The sequence below is a fragment of the Arthrobacter sp. 2RAF6 genome (assembly GCF_052115205.1).
Classification (GTDB): Bacteria; Actinomycetota; Actinomycetes; order Actinomycetales; family Micrococcaceae; genus Arthrobacter.
This window is the reverse complement of record NZ_JBFRGF010000040.1, coordinates 1-18,340: the sequence shown is the minus strand read 5'-3', so window position 1 is coordinate 18,340 and position 18,340 is coordinate 1. Positions and strand designations below refer to the sequence as shown.

The following is an 18,340-nucleotide window of genomic DNA, read 5'->3' as shown; positions in this document are numbered from 1 at the left end:
TTTTTCAATTGTCTGGGTTAGCGGCGTGCTGCATTTCGGGCAGCTAGTCTCACATGGAACTCGACATACGCCCTCTTCGTTTGGCGTTACTGTCGACAAGGTGGCCAAAGTCTTTGCCGGCCATCATCCACTGCACTAGTCCGGCCATCGTGCGGACTCCGTTGAGCGAAAGTTTCCTCGACGGCCCCGTGCGGGGTTCTGTTCCCCGATGAGGCGTCAAGCCTATTGCGCCTCACGTTGAGCCGTCGACATACACGCCCCAGCCCACGGTTGGCTACTCGCCGTCAGTACGTTTCTCCAGTGCCTCTTCGAAGTCGTCTACCCTCGTCACATCGAGCCCAGATTGTCTGGCCCGGAACACCATCCCGTAGTCCGTTGTCACAACGTGAACGCTTTTGGCGTAGGGACTCGTGGTTAGGGCCCGGTCGATGATCTCTAGGTCGGCATCAGGCAGGGGAGAATGGCTTATCTCTTGAGGTATCAAACCGAGGTAAAGCGCTGATGACGGAGTAGTACTTGCGATGGAGCCGTCACTTAGTTTGGGTCGATGCCCTGACGCTCGGAATTGAAGTTCGAGAAACCTAAGAGCCTTACCAGCGCGGTTGCGGATCGATAGCTGTCCCTTGGCTACCTGCTGTCTGTTGCGTTTGTGGCCGTCGAGCTCGTCGATAACCTTCGTTGGAACCGTAATCACGAGAGGAACGTCGGGACGAATGTTCAAGACAGTATTCCAATCAACTTCAGCTATATTTTCGTGATGCCTCAACCAGACCCGGTATCGAGCACGACAGCAACAGCGGCCCCGCTGTCCCAACGCGCCAGATCTGCCGTAATCCCTTCCTGGACAGCTTTGAGGTACTCAATTCTCTGACTGATCTCGCCATCTACGAGAAGCCTCAGTGTGCGCTCGGTAACGGCACTCGGCTCAAGCGAAAGAAGCGTCCAGTATCGCCTGGTCGTTATCAACCGGTCGATTTCTTCGTCAGGTAGGAGACCAGACATGAGACGAACCTGATGGCTGGCCCACGCAAAGTACGCGTTGTATAAGCCGATGGCATACTCGGCTTGGGTGCTTCCTCGGACGTTTTCGATTTCGCGGGCAGCGTCGCGAAGAACGGCTCGGGGGCGGTCAGGTGAGGCGCCCAGCGCTAGTTTGATCATGGCTCAGTTTAGGTTGCAGGGTAAACATCAACGAGTTACTACCGCTATTATCGTGAAACCTTGTTACAGTCCGGCTATGACGAACGAGCTCGCCGCAGAAGCGACCAAACTGACTGACGTGTGCCGCACCATTTTTGGTGATGAAGCTAATTGGATAAAGGCAGATGGCTATCCCCACAGCCTGGCTCTTGCCATTATCGATTCAATATTCTCAACTGGATCGCATTACCGGAGCGTCATAAATGTCGTCAACGAGTACCGGGCTTACCGGCGCAGCCAGGGTGCAGACGCTGATCAAGACGGTACTGGTGAGCTGCTGCGTACCTTCGAGGAAGTCGGCGATAGCAGAGGTTGGGCAGTTCTGGTCAATAACCACAAGCCCGCACACACCGGGGCGAAGGCCTTGCTAAAGGCTGAAGTGGTTCGTCAGGCCGCTGAGGCGCTCAAGGCGCTTAATATCACCACCAGGGCCGATCTGCAAGCTGAGCACTCCACGGATGAGGGCTTGAGTCGAGTGAAAGAAGCTTGGCTGCGTCTGCCAAGCCAGTCCTCGGGTGTCACGTTCAACTACTTGCTCATCCTGGCCGGTTTCCAGTCCGTCAAGCCTGACCGCATGGTGATCCGTTTCGTAGAAGAACACGCCGGTCCTGTAGGGAAGAGACTCACGTCCATGAAGACGGCAGAGTTAATCAAAAAAGTCGCCGAGCTGTATCCGACCCAGCCGAGCAGACTCGACCACGTGATCTGGCGACACGTTTCAGGTCGAGAGATATTCCGGGCGGAAGAGTTGAGCTAACAACCACCAGGGGCTGTGGGAGTACCCGCGAAGCATGGGGCGCAGGTTCCCGTTCCTGCAGCGCCGGTGGCACCTGCCGCGGCGGCCCCGGCCTTGGTCCCGGTGGGGGAGCGACTGCACTGCTCAATGAAGGATGCCTACCAAGGCAGCGCGGCCGTCGGGTATAAATAGTCGCCCCTGTCCGTTAGCACTATGTGCCCAACGCCGGGCAAAACCCACAGGCGGCATAGGGTGCCGTAGACCTTGGCTGCGGAACCCGACGCTGGTACTCCCTTTGGCCAGGGTTTCAGAAATGGCGCAAAAGGTTGGACAGGATCAATAGGGCTGCGACCGTGATGGCGAGGAGCCAGCCTATCCGTCCGATGGGCGCGTGCCTTGTTTACCGCCGTGCGGAGTGCGGAGAATTCCCGGCGGATCAGGCCAGGATCCATCATCGCCGGTGGATTCCGGTCTAAGGGTCAGCCACACCACGATGACAACTGGGATGCCCCGTGATGAGGTGGATGCCCCATCGTTCCAGCAGGTCCATAAATCGCTTCATCGAGAGAGACTACCCGGAGTGCCAGAGCGGGAACTAAACGGACAGTTGACATCTGGCAGTCTGGCAGCAGATCATTCCATTCGCTGAAGATCCCTCCGCGCAGCCACTGCTTGTTGCATGATCACGGATCGTGGGCCGCAGCGCGGGTGAACTACACCGCCGCGCGACGTCCAATCCGGAGGCTACGGCATGACGACGTCCTTGGAGTTGCGGAGTCCGAACAGACGCAGCTAGTTACTCGACTGCTTAGGGACGCTCGGCGCGGGGTTGGTTGATAGGGCCGAGCGGTATCCGTGCGTTTGAAGAGGCCGCAGCCAGGGGTGGGGCACGTTCCGTTGCCATCCGGCGACCTGGAAGGTGTTGCTGCCTACAGCGCCGCGGTGACATCTGTAGGGTCGCGAGGGCATTGGCACAGGATAGGAGTCAGCAACCTGGTGTGCCACTCTGGCTGAGGTTTGTGATGTCGCGTTGCTGCCACTTGTGGTTGCAGCCGCTCGTGATGTAGATCCCGCCGCAGATCAACATTTTCGCTCTGTTGACTTGAGCCACCCGCGTGCCGTAATCGGGCTCTGGCTGTGGCTGGCCGGTAGTGTTGGTCAGCGGGCCAGCTGCAAGCGCGCGGGCTCGTTTAGTTCGGGCTAAGAGGAAGGCTAAATATGTGGATTTCACGCATCCGGGTGACCGGCGGCTTCCTTAATGGGCTGGACGTATCGCTGGATCAAGGTCTGAATGTTGTCATCGGACCCAGAGGGGCGGGCAAGACCACGTTCTTGGAACTACTTCGCCACGCCGTGGGCGCGCAGCACGCCGAGCAGAGCGTCGGGGCTGTCCGCAGCCGACAAGCGTTCCTTGATGCCGTGCTTGGTACGGGCGAGGTCATCGTTGACGTGGAGTCTGACGACGGTGGCCGTCATCTAGTGGTTGATGCGAAGGGTGGAGGTCAGCGACTCGACCTCTCTAAATCGGTTCTTGTGCTGGGGCAGAACGAGCTTGAGGAGATCGCATCCGACGCGCCCAGCCGGCTCAACCTCCTGGACCTGCGTACTGGCGCGGTCAATGAGCTTCCTGACTTCGGCGAGATCGAAGTTTTAACCGGCGAGGCTTTCGATGTGCGAGCAGAGTTGGACCAACGCCGGGAAGAGGCGAAGAAGCGTGATCGGCTCGCCGCAGACCGGAACCTGTTTCTGTCGCAGGAAACTGCTCTACTCGGGGGAAGCACTGCCCAGCTTTCCGAGCAACGCGATCTTCTCCGACAGGCGGAGGAGAGAGTTATCTCAAGTGGACAGGACCTAGAGCGCATCGAAGCGGTTCGCGGCGAGGTCAACGAGTTGCTGGTCTCCCACCAACGAGCGTTGGACCGGCTGGTTGTTACGTCAGAGCGTGCAGCGTCCTTGGCGCAAGTGCCAGCAGTACATGACGCGCTCGGCGAGGCCGTGGGCCTGTCGGAAAGTGTTATTGCGGCTCTCCTTGCGGCCCGAGCGAATCTCGACACCGCTGAGGCAGAAACCAGAGAGCGGAACATAAGTGCTCGCGAAGCCGCAGCGCCGATCAGAGAAGAACTCGAAGAAGCGGAGGCTGGGCTCGGTCAGATCACCGCGCAGCTAAGGAATGTTGACACCGCGCTCCGTGCACTCGATGAGAACGACGCCGCCATCCGCGATCTGGAGTCCCGGTATGTAGGTCTCTTGGAGCGCCGGGGGCGGATACTTGATGTCGTCGAGCAAGCGGAAGAGGCACTTTACAACACGAGGGCCGCTGTTGCGCGCTCGACAACCGCGCAGATCGCTAACAACGTTGTGGTGGTAGTAGACCACCTGGCAGATGCAAGCGACTTCCGAAAGTTCCTGCAAGACTCGCTCCGTGGGAGTAACACCCGCGTGACGATGATTGATGCTGTGGCGGACCGTGTTCTGCCTAGGCAGCTCTTGGAGATGGTCGAAGGCGGGGATGCTACGGGGCTCGCAGCCGTAACCGGCCTCGCTGAGGATCGAGCGCAGCGGCTGATTGAGAACCTGAATGAGCGGAAACTTCTTCAAGGCTTGGGCAGCATTCGCCTGACAGATAGTGTTGACTTCCGTCTGCGGGATGGTTCAGTTGACAAGAGCGTTGATGCGCTCTCAACTGGTCAGAAGTGCGCCGTCACCTTGCCAATCATTCTGTCCGAACAAAAACGCACTCTGATTCTTGACCAGCCTGAAGATCACTTGGACAACGCCTTCTTGGTCGCGAATGTCGTAAGCGGCCTTAACGCACGCCGACAAGTTGGCGCCCAAACGATTGTCGCCACGCACAACGCCAATATCCCGGTGCTCGGCTCCGCTAACAACGTGGTCGTTCTAGGCAGTGATGGCAAAGTAGGAAGGGTTGACGTCAGCGGGGCGATTGGTTCAGACGTCGTCGTCGATAAGATCACGCGGCTGATGGAGGGCGGGCGTGAGGCGTTCGCCCACCGTTCGGCCTTTTATACCGAGCATGGCGGTCTGGGATGACAGCCGAAACGCCGGACGAACTCCAGGGCCTTGGGTCGACGGCTCCAAGCAGTCGCGCAAGGGCCGCGGGCTGGCTCGTCCAGCATCCGGAGGCGATCACCACCCGAGCGCTCATGAATGCTCTCCAGACCGAGACAGTTCCGCAGGTTCGCCGTTTACTGCTTCAGGTCTTGGAATCACGGCAGAGACTGACCGAAACGTTGCGCGGAGGCTCTTCTGCAGTCTTGCAGGCAACTGATGCGCCAGCAAGTAGCAATGCAACCGAGCCGGAGCACTTCGACGTCGCCGCTCTGGTGAGGCACGAACTGTCGCCGGCAGTGGGATGGATAAGACTTGCAGCCGACAGCGAGATCGAGTCCTTTGGAACCAGCAAGACCAACGATGCCGTTCGTAAGCTTCAGCGTCGAATCGACGGGCTGGTCGCGATTATCAAATCCAAGGAGGAACTTAACCTCCACCGTCTGAGCCTCCCGCACATCTTGTTGGAGAACTGGCCAGACACCCGCACCACGCCCACAGTCAAACCCTCAGCAGACGTAGCCAGCATCGACATTGAAACAGACGAAGGACTGTTTTCAATGCTGCTTTCAAACGTCTTCCAGAATGCGATCGACGCCTCGATAGAGGCGACCGGAGAACCGGCCGCCCAGGTTACTTGGGGTTTCACGGACCAAAGCTATTGGGTTAGAGTTACCAATCCGTTTAAGGGCGACCGGTTCGCCCTCGCGGACGTCGTCGACGTGGGGAGTTCATCCAAGATGGCGCACCAAGGCCAAGGGCTGTTGTTGATCAAGACTGTGGCAGCCCGACTCAATCTTTCTATCACTCTCGACGGTGTCAGCGGAACGGCGTCCTTCTCCCTGAGCGGACCACGCCCTCATGGCTAGCCCGGTCGCAGTGCTCATCGAGGACGATCCTCAGCAGGCCGAAATTTCCGAAGACATACTTGAGTCGGCCGGCTTCAGTGTCCGGAGCTTCAACTCGATTGCTCCCGCGCGCGACTACCTCCGCACATCTACAGACTTGATAGACCTGTTCGTACTGGACCGCCGACTCCCGGTGAAGGCGGGTGAGCCTGCGACCGACGAGTTTGGCGATGAACTCCTCAAGGAGGTCCGCTCGAACCACCCGGATGCCAGGCTCATCGTTTTCACCGGCTTTGCGACCATCCGCCACATCCAGGAGTCGTTGCAAGGAGGTGGGCAGCTTCCAGCGCAGGACGGCCAACCCATCGACCGAGTCACGGTCCTCGAGAAGGACCAGTCCTTGGAGTTCAAGGAGCACGTCGTACGGTTCCGTCAGCTACTGCAATCACTTGACGACATCGAGATCATCACGCCACCGGGGAGCGACCCATTAGACGAACTAGACAAGAGAGTCCTCCGTCGACTCGCCTTTGACTACCGTGGAGTTTCTATCGCAGTTGCCTCCCTTGGTGGCGGCTTGACTGAGGCGAGCGTCTGGCGGTGTGAGATCAACCGTTCCGAAGGCCGTGTTGCCACAGTTGTAGCTAAGCGGGTTAAGTCTCCGGGTTCGTCTGGCGGCCTTCCCGAACTCCTACCGCGCGCAAACACTACTGCTACCGTGCGGACGCTGTCGGGGTTAATGGCCGGAGGCTACATCAACGTCCTGCAGGTCGCCGGGGAAGCACCGTACGCGCTGATGGATATCATCGCCGCGCGACCCGCCGAAGCTGTAGAACTTGTTAGGCCAGTTTGGGACGCCCTGCACGGAGTGGCAGCACTGCGAAGGACGCTCACCGTGGCGGATCTCTGCGCACCTTTGATCGACTGGGCGCGCCTATCAGAGCTTCTTGCCACCTACGGGATTCCTGTGCCTGCCGGAAGTCTCGCGGTCACCACTCAAGTGGGCCCTCGCCATGGAGATCTTCACCCAGGGAACGTCCTGATCGACAACGGACAGGCAGTACTCATTGATTTCGATAGCGAAGCCTTTGCGGCCGGCGCGCTAGATCCAATCACTATGCTCATCTCGACTCTGGTCCATCCAGCTTCGCCGATCCGTGGTGCAGCTTGGCCTGGCGTCTCTGAGATCGAATTGAGCTTCGCGACAGGAGACTTCGGGCGGGGTCACCCTTGCGAACTTTGGTTCCGTAGCGTTCTTGACTGGATCAGTGAGTGCCGGACTAGTGAACGCGAGTTCTGGGCTTTGGTACTGGCCTACGCCGGTCGGCAAGTTCGCTACCAAGACGTGCTCGACGATCGGGAGATTGTCGAGCGCGTCATCGCAATCGCGAAGCGTGCAGCGGAAGCTCTGGCGAACTCATGACCAGCGGACAGAAAGGGACAAGAACCATGAAATGCGTGCAAGTCACGACCTCCAATGCGGCAGTCTGGCCTGCGAATTCTTGTGGTAGACGAGACTGAGCTGCTTCCCTCGCGGTCGCCCTTTTGAATAACGGCGCACACCATCTTGGGATCGAGATACTGGCTGGGAGCTGCAGTTACCGCAGGGTAGGGTGCCACTACATAAATTCATTTGGGGGACAGAATTATGGCAAGGACAGTTACACAGGTCTGTTCCGCTGAAGGCTGTGGCAAGATTGCGGCATTTAGGACCACCAGCAGACCTTCCTGGTGTTTGGACTGCATCGACCAGCTTTTTCGTGTCGGCGGTCTGATCCCCCTCGAGCCTTTCGTTGACCGCAAGTCCTATCGCCGTACAGAGTGCATCGCCTGCAAATCCCGGCTGCCCTACAGATTCGAGTACGTGCTCGATCAGCGGCCGTACGGACCGGTGTGCAGAGTGTGCCACTGGCGCGATTGGGGAGAGCAAAACCGAGCCAGGGCAAAGACAGAACTGGACCAGGCCGTGATTGCGGCACTGAAGGCGCCGACTGGACTCAGCGAGGCAGACCGGGAACTGCTCGCCACAGACACGGCAGTGAGAGTATCGGCGAGGAGATGGTGGTGGCCGAGGGCGCGCATTCGGGCGACCCTCGGAGTGCTCCACCATGACCTATTGTTCGATACCGCAGAACACAACGACGGCATGGACCCCATTGCCATCAAGTGTCGTAATTGCGGCTATGAGCACGTGGAGCTGCCCGGCCGTTTGGCCGCAGAGCTAGCTGGTCACTGGTGCCTTTGCCCAATTTGTAACAACCGCAACAAGGGCATCTGCGCCTCGGATGTCGTCGTCGGGTTTTCGTCCCATGGCATGTCCGTCGCCGAACCCGAGGCAGGAACGGACACTGTCCAAGCTGCCCGGTGCGCGCGCTGTGATACACCTAGGCGGATTTCCATGCGTCGCCTCAACAGGGGTGCCGTTCCCTGCTATGTGTGTGATGGTGCCGCGGATCCATCGAGCCCTCACCGCGTGTATCTCTTCCATTTTTCGGGTTGGCACGCATTTAAGGTCGGCATTACTAATAGCGGCAATGATTCGCGCCTGGACAGGCACCGGCATGCCGGTGGACAGCTGGTTGAGCTCATCGAAGTACCGCACTGGGGTGCTGCCTTCTGGGTTGAACAAGAGGTCCTCAACGCAATGCTGCCGTGGCCCGCCACCGGCTTACCTACAGACCGGGCAATCAGCGGATGGACCGAGATGTGGGACGACAGCGCCCCCATAAACGTTCGCCTGGGGGACTACATCGAAGCGGCCAATGCCATCACCATTGACCGCGAACTCATCGAGGATTGGAAGCGGAACAGATGGACGCCGGTCCTGCCGCCTTCCGACTTCGTACTGAAGGGTGGCGACGCCGTTTGCTTCACCGGCTCGAGCCCCGAGAAGTCCCGTGCCGAGTGGAAAGCATTGGCCCAAGGAGTCGGACTCCGCGTAGCAGGTTCCGTCACCTCAACCACTTCGGCCCTTGTGGCTCCTCGCGGCGGCAACCCAAACACGAAAGCAGCTGCGCCATTGAGTATGGGTGTCCGGGTTATCAGCTATGAGGATTTTCTTGCGGCCATAGAAGCACTCGAATAAGCCCCGCACCTTTTTCCTCCAAGCGCGCGCCCGTCTGGTGTCTCCTTTGGGGCAGGGGGCGAATGCGCTGCGGTCCGTTCCGTGCCGCACCAACCCCGCACCAAGAACCGCAGGAAATCAACGATCCATGACCCTCGAAGAGCCGAATTGACCCAAGGCGGCACGAGTCGGGCGATCAAGGGCGCTCCGGACCCGACCAGGTGGACGGGCTCCAACTTGCGCTGAGTGCGCCACGACGCGAAGTACCCCGGGTGGGATTTTGCGGAGAAGTAAAACGGCGCAATGGAATTTAGCATTGTGCGGCGGATCCGGCATGGATCTGGTTGCCTTCCCCCAACAGTTCAGAGACAACCGACCTGACTCTCTGTTGGTTGGGGGCGGTTACGTATCCTCGAAGCGCTAAACTTCACGGCTGGACGAAAACCACCAGTGACTCTGTCCAGCGGGATTTCTCCTCGAGACCGACGACTATGGTATTGCAACCGAGCTCATTCAGCTCCATTAGAACTTCGTGGCGTGGGTGGCCATATGCCCCAGATGCTCCGAAGACGATCGTGGGAGCGTGATCATTGCCGGAGCAGAAGTCGTCAAGCAATTGCGCGCTCCAGTCAAGATGGGACCCGTGGTGCGAAGGCGCGAACGTGCCAACCGATGGTTTTCGCTCTCGAAATCCGTCATTTACAAACTTAATCCTTTTTGCAGCTCTGAGGTCAGCATCCCCAAGTCCCAGCCATCCCGGACGCGGTTTCCAGGCGCCGACCTCTGTGCGTTCAAATTTAGCCGCGCTTGATCTGTATGCGCGGAAAGTGGCAGCTAGTGGTGGTCCAGAATACAACATAAGCGAGGTCGCGTTGCGCGTAAACGACTTCTTTACTTTCTTGATGGCTATCTTGTAGACATCCGCGAGAAGGCTGGATTTCTTTAGAACAAGGTCCTTGATGACAGCAATATCGTCTAGGTTCTCAGTGCGGGAGATGGCACCAGAGCTTACGAGGGCCGCGACGAACTGGCCCACAGCCTGTTTCGCTTCACCTGAGATGAGGTGGCGCCATTCCCACACGACCTCTCCGCCGCAGTCGACAACAATTCCGTCACGTGTGGTTACGAGCGAAAGCGGTCCTGTGTTGGCATTCGGAAGTTCCCTGGGTGAGATCAGTTCCGGTGGTGCGGCTGGGCCGTTGCCGTTCAGTATTTCTATCGTCGGCTCCACGACGCGCACGGCAATGTTTTGACCAAGGTCAGCGAGCGTTTGTCGGGGATCGATTATGAAAGCCAAATAGAATTCTGACGCTGTCGGGTCATCGGAGTTGAAGGTGCCATTGCTGATTTGTCGAGCGAGACTTAGTAATCGGTATTTCGGGGGAATCATGGGAATTATGAATTCATCGATCTCGAGTTGACCAGCGAGAGTAGGTACGCCGGAGACATGGTCGAAGTCGAAGTGGGAAAGGAAAACCAAATGGACCCGATCAGTTCGGGAAGCATATTCGCCTATCTCGCGAGTCAGGGCCGCTTGGTTCACTTTGAAGTCAAGTGCTCCGCAGTCATAAACGTAGTTGATAGAACTGTCTGGAGTGGACACAGAACCGCTGTGAAAGAAGCCGTTTCCAACTGCCCATTGCGTTCGTTCGACCCAAAGTCTTCTCACTTACGTGGCTCCCCAATGATGGCCTTGCCGTCTATTCATGATCATTTCTACGGATCGGACAATGGTAGCTCGGATTGCATCCCGGGGCGGTGAACGTTGAGGTGGACTAGTGCCGTGAAACCGTACTGTCCGAGGACTTATCCGACGCCGCAGTACCTGGCTGCGACGCGGCGGGCCGCTCGGAGGTCCGTGCTCCTGCTCTTGTTGGTCGTGGTAGCTGTGGTGCTGGCCATGCCGGTGGTTTACTGGTCAGCGGTCCTTGTGAACGTGAGCTTGTACCGGATCGCGCCAGTGACGCTGTGCGTCCTGCTGGTGGGAGCGGCGCTGCTCATCGCGATCGGCGCGGCGTGGGCCGGCGCGGTGCGGGAGACCCGGGAGGAGGCGATCCAGGAGGCCAATCGTGGCCGCATCTTTGGTTCCCGGGGCCGTGTCCTGGCTGCGGCCGGAAAGTTTCGTCAGGGCAGAGTTGAGGCGGGAGCACGGGAAAGGACAGCACGGCGCTTCTGTTGGAACTTCTGCTGCGGATCCCCGGGACCGCTGTGTACGACGGGCTGCAGTTCCCCGGGCACCAGGACGCTGACGTGGACCACGCGGTTGCCATCGGGAACGTTGTCTACCTGCTGGATTCCAAGCTCTATCGCTGGGGCCAATACGAATGGAGAGCGTCGGGGGAGAAGGATCTGACCTGACTTGGCTCACGGGTCGCGGCATCGGGGTCGGCCGGGGCTGTGACCTGCGGTGATGTGTTCGGATTGGTGCTTTTTCACGCACTAACAGGATTTGTTCTAGTGTCTCCGGTGTGGTGTTCATCAGGCGGGTTCGGACAGCTTCCGGGGCGACGGCGGTGCAGATCGCCGAGTATGTGCGCGGTCGTCAGCGGATCGTGGAGCACGTCGGCTCGGCGCATACGGAAGCCGAGCTCGGCGTGCTGCTCCAGCGGGCCCGCGAGTTGCTGGAGAACCCTGCCCAGGGCGTCCTCGAGCTCGGCGTCGAGCCCAAGCCTCCGGTGAAGCCCCTGGTGGTGCCTGCCGGCGGACCGGAATTGTTCGACATTGCGGGCACGGTGGCACCTCTGGGGCGTGACGGTCCCGGACGCGTGGTGGGCACGGACTCACGGATCCTTTTCGGCGCGTTGGACGGGGTATTCACGGCGTAGGGATTCGATGGGCTCGGCGACGAGGTGTTCCGGGACCTAGTGATCGCCCGGGTCGTCGAACCCACATCGCTGCTTGATGCCGGCAGGGTCCTGCGTGACCTGGGCCGGTCCCCGGCCAGTTACGCGACGATGAAACGCACTCTCGGCCGGGCCGCTGCGGGCAAGTACCGTGACCGGATCGCGAGCTGGTGCTTCCAGCACGCCAGCACCAGCGGGGATGTCTCCTTGGTGCTCTATGACGTCACGACGCTGTACTTCGAGGCGGAGAAGGAAGACGAGCTGCGCAAGGTCGGGTATTCCAAGGAACGCCGCGTCGACCCGCAGATCGTCGTCGGCCTACTGGTCGACCGGGCCGGGTTCCCGTTGGAGATCGGCTGCTTCGAAGGAAACAAGGCCGAGTGCGACACGAGGTCGCATGTTGTAAGTGGATCACGGTGATGGAGGACCTGATGGTGACGTGATTCCCGGTTCGTGCTCGGTGGCCGGTCTCCTCCTTGGCGTGCGTCGTGGGTAACTGCGGGGTGCGGAGCCCAAGGTTCAAGCCGAAGGGTCCTCGTTCCTTCCGAGGGCCACGGGTGAGGAGAAGGACGGGCGGGCGAACACGCGTGAACCCTTGGTAGATGCCTCGTCATGTTGAAGGTCCGGGTGGAGGGATGCAGTACCGGGCCGAGGTCAGGGACGAGCCGTTGGAATGCGGCGGATGCCGGCCGCTGATTGGCAAGCGGCCGGGTGAGCACCATCGTCCCCGGGGTATAGAGGGCGCCCACTCCGTCCGTGTCTTACGCATGTGGAACGTGGAAACCCCGTCTGGGTCCAGCCACTGGCTGGTAGGCCGACCGTGAGGAAGGCGCAATTCCCAGCCGGGAACAGGATGACCCGAGAAGCGAATGCCGGTGCGCCGAAAGGCGACGGGAAGGACTCCACCAGCGACGGCCGCCTCCAGGCCGTGGTGGCGTCGAACCGGCCGGATACGAGCTGTGTGCTCGGCCCGAGAGGGAGCCCACGCGGGTCAGGTGAGTTCGTGAAGGAGACGATGATCGTGACGTCAGCATCCGCGGGGACGTTGGACGCCGCCACAATGGCGGCGAACGGACCGCGGGACTTTCCCGAGGACTGGGACCAGATCGACTGGACCCGCGCCGAGGCGGAGGTACGGCGACTGCGGCAGCGCATCTTCACGGCGTCAAGGGCAGGCGACCACCGCAAGGTGAGGAGTCTGCAACGGTTGATGCTGCGGTCCCGGGCGAACGCGCTGGTCGCGACGCGCCGGGTTGCGCAGGTCAATCAGGGGCGGAGGACCGCGGGGATCGACGGCCTGACCGCATTGTCGGGACCAGAACGGGCAGATCTTGCCCGATGGGTCCAACAGCGCGGCCACAGGCCACCGGCCCTGCCGGTCCGCCGGATCTACATCCCGAAGGCGAACGGCAAGCGGCGCCCGCTCGGCATCCCCGTGATCGCCGACCGTGCGTCCCAGGCCGTGGTGCTCAACGCACTGGAGCCCGAGTGGGAGGCCCGGTTCGAGCCGCGAAGCTACGGCTTCCGGCCCGGCCGGGGATGTCATGACGCGATCGAGGCGATCTTCACTGTCTGCAAGGGCAAGAGCCCGACTCGGGCGTGGGTCCTCGACGCGGACCTGACTGCGGCGTTCGACCGGATCGACCATGATCGGCTGCTCGACCACCTGCACGGGTTCCCTGCCGAGGAGCAGGTGGCCCGGTGGTTGAGGGCCGGAGTGATCGAGGACCGGCAGTACGCCCCGACCAGCGAGGGCACGCCGCAAGGCGGGGTCATCAGCCCGCTGCTGATGAACGTCGCCCTGCACGGGATGGAGACCGCTGCTGGAGTTCGATACAAGCCCTGGCGCTCGACGCGCGGTTGGTCGATGCCCGGGACACCGGTGGTGATCAGGTACGCCGACGACCTCGTGGCGCTCTGCCATTCACGGCAAGAGGCCGAGCAGGTCAAGGAACGCCTCGCCGCGTGGCTGGCGCCCCGGGGGCTGTCGTTCAACGAGGACAAGACGCGGATCGTGCACTTGTCCGAGGGGTTCGACTTCCTCGGGTTCAACGTCCGCCATTACCGCAGCCCGGGAAAACTGCTGATCAAGCCGTCGAAGGCCGCGGTCAAGCGGTTCCGCACCCGGCTGCGCGCGGAGGTGCGCGGCCTTCATGGCGCGAACGCCTTGACCGTGATCAGCAGGCTCAACCCGATCCTGCGGGGGTGGGCGGGCTACTACCGGACGGTTGTGTCCAAGAAGGTCTTCATGGACATCGATTCCACCCTGTGGTGGACGATGTTCAAGTGGGGCAGACGCCAACACAACACGAAGACCGGCCAGTGGATCGTGGACCGCTACTTCGGGCGGTTCAATCCGACCAGACAAGACCGCTGGATCTTCGGCGACCGGGAGACCGGCGCCTACCTGCGGAAACTGTCGTGGACGCCTATCCGCCGCCACCAGATGGTCAAGGCCGACGCGTCTCCGGACGACCCGGCCCTGACCCTCTACTGGGATCAGCGGCGAAGGCGCCACCTGCCACGCGACACACCAGAACCAGCGCCTCGCTACCCTCGACGCCCGCAGGGACTTGCTTGAGCCGGATGCGATGAAAGTCGCACGTCCGGTTCTGAGGGGGCCCCGGCCCGGTAACGGGCCGGGGCTACCCGACGACTGCGACCATCATCCCGATCATCAAGCAGTTCCAGGCCCGCCACGGCCTAACCGACATGGTCGTCGTCGCCGACGCGGGCATGCTCTCGGCGTCCAACCTGCGCGAGCTGGACGAGGCGGGCCTGCGGTTCATCGTCGGCTCCCGGATGACCAAGGCCCCGAACGACCTGGCCTCGCACTTCCGCTGGCACGGCGACGCGTTCACCGACGGGCAGCTGATCGACACCATCACTCCCAGGACCGGACACCGGAACGAGAACAACCCGGACCTGCGCGCAGAACCCGTCTGGGATCCCGCCACGCACCCGGGCTCATGGCGGGCCGTGTGGGCTTACTCCCGCAAGAGAGCCGTCCGCGACGCCATGACCCTCACGGCCCAGGAGAACCGGGCCCGGGAGGTCATCGAGGGACAGAAGGCGGCCCGGACCCCGCGCTTCGTCAAGACCACCGGCGGGAAACCCAGCCTCGATGAGGGGTCACTGACACGCGCAAGGCAGCTCGCAGGCCTCAAGGGCTACGTGACGAACATCCCCGCGACGGTCATGGCCGCAGGAGAGGTGATCGGCTCGTACCACGAGCTGTGGCACGTCGAGCAGTCCTTCCGGATGAGCAAGACAGACCTGCGCGCCAGACCCATGTTCCACCGCACCCGCGACGCGATCGAAGCACACCTGACCATCGTGTTCACCGCGCTGGCCCTCTCCCGAACCGTCTAGAACAGGACAGGGCTCGCGGTGGCCAACGTCATCAAACAACTCCGGCCCCTACGCTCAGCGACCATCGCGATCAACGGCACCACCCAGACCTTCGCCCCCGACATCCCCGCCGAACAGCAAACCATCCTCGAGGCCATCAACCACCAAAAATTCACGCACTAAGCAAATGAGCCAAGTCAGGTCAGATTGCGCGTCAGATCATCAGCGACGAGACGTGGCGGGACCTCCTCGCTGCCGATGAGACGGCCGCGGCGTCGAAGTTCCAGCGGAACTTCGTTCGCGCGGCCGTGGCACGCGCAACGGGCAAGCGCCCGAGCCTGATGCACCTGACCTTGGGACAGGCCGCACGGGTCCTGGAGTGCGTCGGTCAGAGCCCGGCCAAGCTGAACGCCGGTGGGCGCGGCGTTCCGGGGCTGGAGAAGGCCGGGACGTATGCGCAGTGGACTTTGTTCGGGTTGCTGGTGCTGATGGTGACGGTATCCTCGCCCGCAGGATTCCTGCTGGCCGCGGGGATCGTCGGGCTGATGTTCCTGTTGCGGAAGCGGCGCCGTGGCCGGCAGGCGTGGGAGGACGCGACCTGGGCGGGGAGTCCGGTCAGCGCCGTTCAAGGAAGCGCGGTTCCTGCTGTCCCGATCGAGGCACCGGCGAATCACGCCGCGCCAAAACAAGGCGCATTTGAGGGGCAGGCACCGATGTCGCCGGTCACCCGGCCCGTTTCCTCAAACCTGGGGCTGTACCGCGTGTCGCTCGGCCGTTCGGAATGGCCGAATATCGAAGTCGTGGGCGAGCACGCGTACAGTAAGGCGATCAAAGCCGCGCTCCGCGCCAGTAAGGCGCCGACCGCTCTACGGAGCGACAGTGAAGCTGAAGGCGTCCAGGTCGAACTCGTGGCAGAGCCGGATAACCCGTATGACATGAACGCCATCAGCGTCCGTTGGCGGAACCAGGTCCTGGGCTATCTCAGTCGTGAAGACGCGATCCGCTACGCGCAACCCATCAGGAGAATCATTGCCAGCGGGTTCACTGCGGTCACGACGGCCCGCATTTGGGCGTACGACGGCGGCGACCGGCTCCAAGCCCGGGTCACCATCGCCTTGCCTGAGCCGGAGCTGATAGCGCCACTCAACGAGGCCCCGTCGGGCGTGACCACTCTTGTCCCGTGGGGATCGGCGATTCAAGTCCTCAAAGAGGAGAACCATTTCGACATCCTTTTCACCCACGTGCCACCGGAAGGGGTCGGTCTCCTGCTTGTCAGCCTTCACAAGGCGATCCGCACGCTCAAGAACGGTGCCGAGCGTGCACTTGTCGAAGTCCGGCTCGAAGGCGATCGCGTCGGTGAGCTCAGCAACGTCACCTCCGCACATCTGCTGCCGCTGCTCGAGCACACCGAGACTATCGGCGAAACCGCTCTCGCTGCCCACCTCGTGCTGCACGCCGCCAAGGCCACCGAGATCAGCAACGACTGGCTATCCGACAGCCCGCACCCCGCACCAAAGCTCCTCCCATTGGCCACGGGATATGACGTCCCACCCGCTTACGCCACATAGGAATTGCGCGGGACAGAGATCCCATCAAACAGAGATGGCCGGACAAGAGATCGAAGGTCTTGTCGACGGCGTCGTCGGCGTTGGTGATGTTGAGCCTGCGGAGGAGGCGGGCGATGTCGAGGGTGTCCTTGTCGCGCTCGGCGGCAATTTTCATCGCCAGGAGCGTTTCGGTGTCCGCGGTCTGGATGGTCAGCCCGTCGAGTTGTTCCAGTTCGACCCAGGTGGCGTTGTCGGGGATGAAGGCTGCTGCGTTGGAGTTCAGCCAATCAGGCGCAAGATCGTAATCAGCTGCCATTTCCGTGACGATGGTGTTGACCGCGGCGGGGTCCGCGTAACTGGCGTCGATGTCGGCGGTGGGGCGGTTGCCGATTCCTTGAAGAATGAGCGCGGCGCCGCCGACGAGTTTGATGTCGCCATGGACACCTTGGGCCTGCAGGCGCCGGCCGAGTTCGTGGAGGAGGGCGCGGATTTGATCAGCGGTGAGTTCTCCGCCGCTCATGCGGTGGCCAGGCTGCGTTCGCGGATGAAGACGTTGAGGGCGGCGAGTTCGGCGGGTGTTTCCGACACGGTGAGTTTCTTCATCGGTTCCCTGACGCTCCGGTAGGACTCGGCCGGCATCCACGCCTCGTTGAGGGCTTTGACGCGTTTGGTCCAGGACGGGGCGGGTTGCCCGAGGCGGTGTGCGGTGTAATTGGTGATCCCTGCCAGGGCCGCGGACCAGTGCGGTTCCTTGAGTCGGGGGCTGCGCTGGAGCAGCGGCCGTCCGGCTTTGAGGGATGCGGTGGCGTAGTCGGCGAGCATCTTGATGGCGAACTCGAAGTCCCGTGAGCTGACCAGCTGGGCGAAGGTTTCGGCGTAGTCCCGCCGTGCCGGGTCGTAGTCGCTGCCGCGGGGCATAAGGTCGGAGGCGGTCAGTGACAGTCCAAGGGTGTGGAGGACGGCCATAGTCTTGCCGAGTTCGGCCCGTTCGTGACCGGCTTCGAGGTCAACGATGAACTTCCGTGAAACACTGCTCGCCTCCGCGAGCGACTGTTGTGAAAGACCGCGTTCCTGGCGCCGCGCGCGGATGATCGCACCGGCTGCCGCGGGCGTGTCCATGCTGGCCAAGTTCGTCAAATGTCCTCCTTCACCATTCCATTATGACACCGAATGGTGTCAGCAATGGCCTGTCGAACTTGTCCGACAACGAAGTACGTTGCATCATGCGTTGGTACTATCGGGCATGGATATGAACCGGCCTCTTTCAGAAGACAGCGTCCGTCGGGAGGATCAGGTGGCTGATGAGGCGCACACCTCAAAACCGGACGGTGTCAGTCGAGGGCCCGCGCTGGACCCTCATCGTCACGGCCTCGGTCCCGATGTCAGTGCTGGCCTGGACTTCGTGCTGCGCCACGATGCTGGGTTGCTGAAGCGCATTGAGGAGGCCTGAGCTCGCGGTTCGGGCTGGCTCCGAAACGGTATGTTGAAAGGAATGGTCGTGGTGGYGAAATCWTTRGAGGAGCTYTTGGCCAAGCGGCCTGTTGACCGGGTTGCTGTGGACGCCCACAAGAAGCACCTGCTCGATGAGGTCCGGGCTTACCGGCTTCAGGAGCTCAGTGGAACATCCGACTGATTCAGGTCGAACTGGCTGCACGTCTGCACGTCAGCCAGAACAGGGTGTC

The 18,340-nt window shown here is 61.3% G+C and carries 15 protein-coding genes and 2 pseudogenes; 11 read left to right on the top strand and 6 right to left on the bottom strand.

Annotated elements, in window-relative coordinates:
- Window positions 1-274: 274 nt before the first annotated feature.
- Window positions 275-721 carry a PIN domain-containing protein gene (locus AB4Z38_RS21310; protein ID WP_441431549.1) on the bottom strand — a complete coding sequence of 149 codons (447 nt, stop codon included), beginning with the start codon at window positions 719-721 and terminating at the stop codon, window positions 275-277.
- Window positions 722-762: 41 nt separating this feature from the next.
- Window positions 763-1,161 carry a hypothetical protein gene (locus AB4Z38_RS21305; RefSeq protein ID WP_441431548.1) on the bottom strand — a complete coding sequence of 133 codons (399 nt, stop codon included), beginning with the start codon at window positions 1,159-1,161 and terminating at the stop codon, window positions 763-765.
- 76 nt (window positions 1,162-1,237) lie between these two features.
- On the opposite strand from AB4Z38_RS21305, the gene AB4Z38_RS21300 reads away from it, so the two are divergent.
- The 5 genes from AB4Z38_RS21300 to AB4Z38_RS21280 all read left to right on the top strand — a co-directional run bounded on the left by AB4Z38_RS21300 (window position 1,238) and on the right by AB4Z38_RS21280 (window position 8,938).
- Window positions 1,238-1,957: a hypothetical protein gene (locus AB4Z38_RS21300; RefSeq protein WP_441431547.1), complete on the top strand. Its 720-nt coding sequence runs from the start codon at window positions 1,238-1,240 to the stop codon at window positions 1,955-1,957.
- Between the two features lie 1,197 nt (window positions 1,958-3,154).
- Window positions 3,155-4,987: an AAA family ATPase gene (locus AB4Z38_RS21295; RefSeq protein WP_441431546.1), complete on the top strand. Its 1,833-nt coding sequence runs from the start codon at window positions 3,155-3,157 to the stop codon at window positions 4,985-4,987.
- Entirely contained in the window at window positions 4,984-5,874 is an 891-nt protein-coding gene (locus AB4Z38_RS21290) for a hypothetical protein (RefSeq protein WP_441431545.1), read from the top strand. The genes AB4Z38_RS21295 and AB4Z38_RS21290 overlap by 4 nt, the downstream gene beginning before the upstream one ends.
- Window positions 5,875-5,884: 10 nt before the next feature.
- Complete coding sequence (locus AB4Z38_RS21285) at window positions 5,885-7,276, top strand: response regulator (protein WP_441431544.1); 1,392 nt, start codon at window positions 5,885-5,887, stop codon at window positions 7,274-7,276.
- A 975-nt stretch (window positions 7,277-8,251) separates the two neighbouring features.
- Window positions 8,252-8,938, top strand: a complete 687-nt coding sequence (locus tag AB4Z38_RS21280; RefSeq protein WP_441431543.1) for a BRCT domain-containing protein — start codon at window positions 8,252-8,254, stop codon at window positions 8,936-8,938.
- 406 nt (window positions 8,939-9,344) lie between these two features.
- Here AB4Z38_RS21280 and AB4Z38_RS21275 read toward each other — a convergent pair whose 3' ends face one another.
- Both AB4Z38_RS21275 and AB4Z38_RS21270 read right to left on the bottom strand, forming a co-directional pair.
- Entirely contained in the window at window positions 9,345-10,520 is a 1,176-nt protein-coding gene (locus tag AB4Z38_RS21275; protein ID WP_441431542.1) for a hypothetical protein, read from the bottom strand.
- Window positions 10,521-10,828: 308 nt separating this feature from the next.
- Window positions 10,829-10,996, bottom strand: a complete 168-nt coding sequence (locus tag AB4Z38_RS21270; RefSeq protein ID WP_441431541.1) for a hypothetical protein — start codon at window positions 10,994-10,996, stop codon at window positions 10,829-10,831.
- A gap of 96 nt (window positions 10,997-11,092) precedes the next feature.
- Here AB4Z38_RS21270 and AB4Z38_RS21265 point away from each other — a divergent pair, with 96 nt between their 5' ends.
- The 5 genes and pseudogenes from AB4Z38_RS21265 to AB4Z38_RS21245 all read left to right on the top strand — a co-directional run bounded on the left by AB4Z38_RS21265 (window position 11,093) and on the right by AB4Z38_RS21245 (window position 16,679).
- Window positions 11,093-11,275, top strand: a complete 183-nt coding sequence (locus tag AB4Z38_RS21265; protein ID WP_441431540.1) for a hypothetical protein — start codon at window positions 11,093-11,095, stop codon at window positions 11,273-11,275.
- Window positions 11,276-11,385: 110 nt separating this feature from the next.
- Window positions 11,386-12,150, top strand: a pseudogene (locus AB4Z38_RS21260) (IS1634 family transposase); the annotation flags it as partial.
- A 631-nt stretch (window positions 12,151-12,781) separates the two neighbouring features.
- On the top strand, window positions 12,782-14,341 hold the full coding sequence (gene ltrA / locus AB4Z38_RS21255; protein WP_441431539.1) for a group II intron reverse transcriptase/maturase: 1,560 nt from the start codon (window positions 12,782-12,784) through the stop codon (window positions 14,339-14,341).
- A 74-nt stretch (window positions 14,342-14,415) separates the two neighbouring features.
- Window positions 14,416-15,294: pseudogene (locus AB4Z38_RS21250) on the top strand (IS1634 family transposase); the annotation flags it as partial.
- A 125-nt stretch (window positions 15,295-15,419) separates the two neighbouring features.
- On the top strand, window positions 15,420-16,679 hold the full coding sequence (locus AB4Z38_RS21245; protein ID WP_441431538.1) for an HIRAN domain-containing protein: 1,260 nt from the start codon (window positions 15,420-15,422) through the stop codon (window positions 16,677-16,679).
- Here the strand turns inward: AB4Z38_RS21245 and AB4Z38_RS21240 are convergent.
- Window positions 16,585-17,178, bottom strand: a complete 594-nt coding sequence (locus AB4Z38_RS21240; protein WP_441431537.1) for a DUF6036 family nucleotidyltransferase — start codon at window positions 17,176-17,178, stop codon at window positions 16,585-16,587. The genes AB4Z38_RS21245 and AB4Z38_RS21240 overlap by 95 nt on opposite strands.
- On the bottom strand, window positions 17,175-17,795 hold the full coding sequence (locus AB4Z38_RS21235; RefSeq protein WP_441431536.1) for a helix-turn-helix domain-containing protein: 621 nt from the start codon (window positions 17,793-17,795) through the stop codon (window positions 17,175-17,177). Before AB4Z38_RS21235 ends, AB4Z38_RS21240 begins: the two co-directional genes overlap by 4 nt.
- Between AB4Z38_RS21235 and AB4Z38_RS21230 the strand changes: the two genes are divergently transcribed.
- Complete coding sequence (locus AB4Z38_RS21230; RefSeq protein ID WP_441431535.1) at window positions 17,776-18,108, top strand: hypothetical protein; 333 nt, start codon at window positions 17,776-17,778, stop codon at window positions 18,106-18,108. The two genes, AB4Z38_RS21235 and AB4Z38_RS21230, sit on opposite strands and share 20 nt — an antisense overlap.
- Window positions 18,109-18,340: the final 232 nt, after the last annotated feature.

Coding starts and splice junctions, on each gene's coding strand:
- AB4Z38_RS21280 (WP_441431543.1), top strand. CDS start 8,252: ATGCGTCGCCTCAACAGGGGTGCCGTTCCCTGCTATGTGTGTGATGGT.
- AB4Z38_RS21290 (WP_441431545.1), top strand. CDS start 4,984: ATGACAGCCGAAACGCCGGACGAACTCCAGGGCCTTGGGTCGACGGCT.
- AB4Z38_RS21300 (WP_441431547.1), top strand. CDS start 1,238: ATGACGAACGAGCTCGCCGCAGAAGCGACCAAACTGACTGACGTGTGC.
- AB4Z38_RS21295 (WP_441431546.1), top strand. CDS start 3,155: ATGTGGATTTCACGCATCCGGGTGACCGGCGGCTTCCTTAATGGGCTG.
- AB4Z38_RS21230 (WP_441431535.1), top strand. CDS start 17,776: ATGCTGGCCAAGTTCGTCAAATGTCCTCCTTCACCATTCCATTATGAC.
- AB4Z38_RS21305 (WP_441431548.1), bottom strand. CDS start 1,161: ATGATCAAACTAGCGCTGGGCGCCTCACCTGACCGCCCCCGAGCCGTT.
- AB4Z38_RS21240 (WP_441431537.1), bottom strand. CDS start 17,178: ATGAGCGGCGGAGAACTCACCGCTGATCAAATCCGCGCCCTCCTCCAC.
- AB4Z38_RS21270 (WP_441431541.1), bottom strand. CDS start 10,996: ATGCGGCCACGATTGGCCTCCTGGATCGCCTCCTCCCGGGTCTCCCGC.